This window comes from Acinetobacter sp. YH01024, from assembly GCF_013420195.1.
GTDB lineage: Bacteria > Pseudomonadota > Gammaproteobacteria > Pseudomonadales > Moraxellaceae > Acinetobacter > Acinetobacter amyesii.
The window spans coordinates 1-2,799 of sequence record NZ_VOYQ01000090.1 but is presented as its reverse complement, the minus strand read 5'-3'; the positions used below and the strand labels follow the sequence as shown (position 1 = coordinate 2,799).

Annotated in this window: 3 protein-coding genes; 2 read left to right on the top strand and 1 reads right to left on the bottom strand. The window is 39.4% G+C overall.

The annotated features are described in order from the left end of the window. Positions 1–168: 168 nt before the first annotated feature. Positions 169–1,374 (top strand): Ig-like domain-containing protein, encoded by a 1,206-nt coding sequence (locus FTT88_RS16870; protein ID WP_180174128.1) that lies wholly within the window; start codon positions 169–171, stop codon positions 1,372–1,374. A 57-nt stretch (positions 1,375–1,431) separates the two neighbouring features. Here the strand turns inward: FTT88_RS16870 and FTT88_RS16865 are convergent, their stop codons facing one another. Then, positions 1,432–2,061 (bottom strand): DUF2238 domain-containing protein, encoded by a 630-nt coding sequence (locus tag FTT88_RS16865; protein ID WP_180174127.1) that lies wholly within the window; start codon positions 2,059–2,061, stop codon positions 1,432–1,434. Positions 2,062–2,273: 212 nt separating this feature from the next. Here FTT88_RS16865 and FTT88_RS16860 point away from each other — a divergent pair, with 212 nt between their 5' ends. After that, positions 2,274–2,513 (top strand): hypothetical protein, encoded by a 240-nt coding sequence (locus tag FTT88_RS16860; RefSeq protein ID WP_180174126.1) that lies wholly within the window; start codon positions 2,274–2,276, stop codon positions 2,511–2,513. Positions 2,514–2,799: the final 286 nt, after the last annotated feature.

Here is a 2,799-nt window from a genome sequence, read left to right as displayed (position 1 = left end):
GATCAGAAAGCTTGTTTGAATCGATGTATTTCATCCGCAGATTATGCACGAATGCTAAGAAATCCGGAGTGCAAATATTAACCAAAAAGAAGATCGTTTTTTGATTTATGAAAGAGATCTATTGTAGAAGATAAAGCTGGCAACAAATCTGAAGCGCAGTCGGTTGAGATGGGCAAAGATACGCTTCGACCCGATCAACCTAAAATTGAAGTGAATAAATCCGGAACTGAACTGGTTGGTACGGCTGAAGCCAATAGCACCATTCAAATATTAGATGCAAATTCACAAGTCATCGCCACCACTACGGTAGATGCCAAAGGTCAATTTAAACTGACATTGTCCCCAGCACTGTCGGATAGTAATAAGACAACCATTATTGTGGTTGATGCGGCAGGCAATGAATCGATACCGTTAAATGTCACTGCTGGAACGGATAATACGGCACCCGTTGCACCAACAGCAACAATCAATACAGATGGTACAGAAGTGTCGGGAAGCGCTGAAATTGGTGCCAAAATTACCATTAAAAACAGTGCAGGAAATACGCTTGGTACTGCAACTGTAGGCGACGATGGGCGCTATACGGTGAAATTAAGCAGCGCAATAACAGATAATAATGTTGTCCAAGTGACTGCGACAGATGCGGCTGGCAATAGCTCAAAGAGCACGCAAGTCATTGGAACAAAAGATACTATTGCGCCATCCGCGCCGACATTGACGACTGTGTATGATGATCGCGAGACTACAAAGCTCACCATTAAGCAGGGTGAGAGCACTCAAGATTCAACCCCAAGTTTTGAAGGTAAAGGTGAGGCAAATGCCACGATCACCATTTATAAAAATGGCGTCGCTGTAGCAACAGTCAAAGCGGATACTAGTGGGAAATGGTTGTATACACCAGAGTCAGATTTAGCAGCAGGTAAGTATAGCTATAGTTTTACCCAAACGGATCTGGCAGGAAATACCAGTGCCAAAAGCTCAGCATTTGATTTTACCGTTGAAGCGATGACAGTTGCCAAAGTGAGTTTATTCTTGATGTCAGAAGAACAGGCTTCGGTTGAATTACATGATCAGGCATCACTGTTAACAGGTGATAATACTGTGTTTGATGTACTTGCGCAGCAAAGTGTTTCGAGCTTTAGCTTAGACGAAACTAACGCATTCATTCCTAATGATCAAATTGATTTGAACAGCTTATTGAGCAATCAAGAACCAAACATTGCTCTTGATGAAATATCAGATGATTCATCTTATTTAAATCCGTCTATCAATCCGGTATCGGGTGTCACAGCAGTTTCAAATACAGAGCTTCAAACAGCATGGGGCGCTTTAGATCCGTTAGATCAAACCTTAAATGCGCTACCACTGTATTAATACATCCATTCATGAATAAAGCGATAAAAAAAGCACTCTGATGAGTGCTTTTTTTATTTAGGATTTTTTCTGATTGAAATATAAAAGGCCGCCAGTGATCATCGCACCAAGTGTTGCAAGTAGCATATCTTTATGTGCATCCCAAATATCACCTTGTTGACCATTATAATTTTCAGCTTCTTCTGGTGATAAGCCAATGGCAATCAGCCATTCGATCCATTCATAAAATAAACTGGTCGCCATGACGAATTGTATAACCAATAAAAAGAGTGTTCCGGCTTTTAATTGCGGTAGCCATATTTGAAATATGCGATAAAAGAACGGGTAGAGCAGCAAACCATAGGCAAGATGTACAAGCCGATCATACATATTCCGCGTCCATCCCATGCTTTGGTCAAGGTTGAAACCTAATAGAGCTTGTGTCCATTCAGCATAAGGCACATAAGAATATAAATAATGGGCACCTATGACATGAATCAGTAAAAAGCCAAGATACAGGCAAACTGTTGCGAAACTCAGTCCTATTTTATAGAGGAAAACGAGCAGCACGATCAGCATAAACGCTGTGCCGATTTGATGGAGGATATATGCTTCCATTTCTAAAGGTTGGATACTGGCGATCACAATGGCAAGAGTTAATAACGCAAAAGCTAAGATGTGCTTAAGTTTTAATTTGAAATCAATCATGAAAAGGCAAAGCTCAAATTTTTTATCGGTGTGCAATGTTTATAATTCGCGGCAAGTATAGCCATAATGCGATGAAAAGTGTTAGTTAGACGGCGCTAGAATTTGTGCATTATTTTTTCAAATGTCTTTAGTTTGCGGCTGGGGATAAGTATTTTCAAAAAGATTGTATTAAACTCAGATGTATATCGAAGTTTATATATTTGGACGTGACTATGGCTGTTGTTGAGGCATTTATTGCGACTCAAAATTGTTATTTTAACTATGAGTTTGAAGAACTTAATTTAACATATGATTTTCCAGAAGAGCTCTCTGTGTCTTTGCGCGGCATGATGTTTCGCCATAAGATTCAATATCCCGATACCACATATTATGTTTATTATTCAGATGTTTTAACAGGCTGTGAATTACAAAGGATGAAAGATGATTGGGCGAAATATTGCCCTGCAGAATAAAATTGCGTCTAAATTTTCTATCTCCTTATAGGAGATGAGAATCCTCAGAATATATTCTGAGTTCGCAAGGGAGAGTTGGATAGTCTCATCTCCTTGCGGAGCATGCTCCTCATCTCAAAGAGAGCAGAAGTATTATAAATAAAAAACGAGGCATGAAGCCCACTGCTGTCCCACAATTTTTCACAAGAGGAAGCTCATTTGAGCTTCCTCTTGTTTTATGGGTATTTTATCGGGTGAAAATAAAGCTTTTAAAGTTCTTCTTTCAAACAAATTCACTTGAATTATT

What these genes read in the sequence shown, in the direction of transcription:
- FTT88_RS16870 (WP_180174128.1), top strand. Translation starts at nt 169, where the DNA reads ATGGGCAAAGATACGCTTCGACCCGATCAACCTAAAATTGAAGTGAAT.
- FTT88_RS16865 (WP_180174127.1), bottom strand. Translation starts at nt 2,061, where the DNA reads ATGATTGATTTCAAATTAAAACTTAAGCACATCTTAGCTTTTGCGTTA.
- FTT88_RS16860 (WP_180174126.1), top strand. Translation starts at nt 2,274, where the DNA reads ATGGCTGTTGTTGAGGCATTTATTGCGACTCAAAATTGTTATTTTAAC.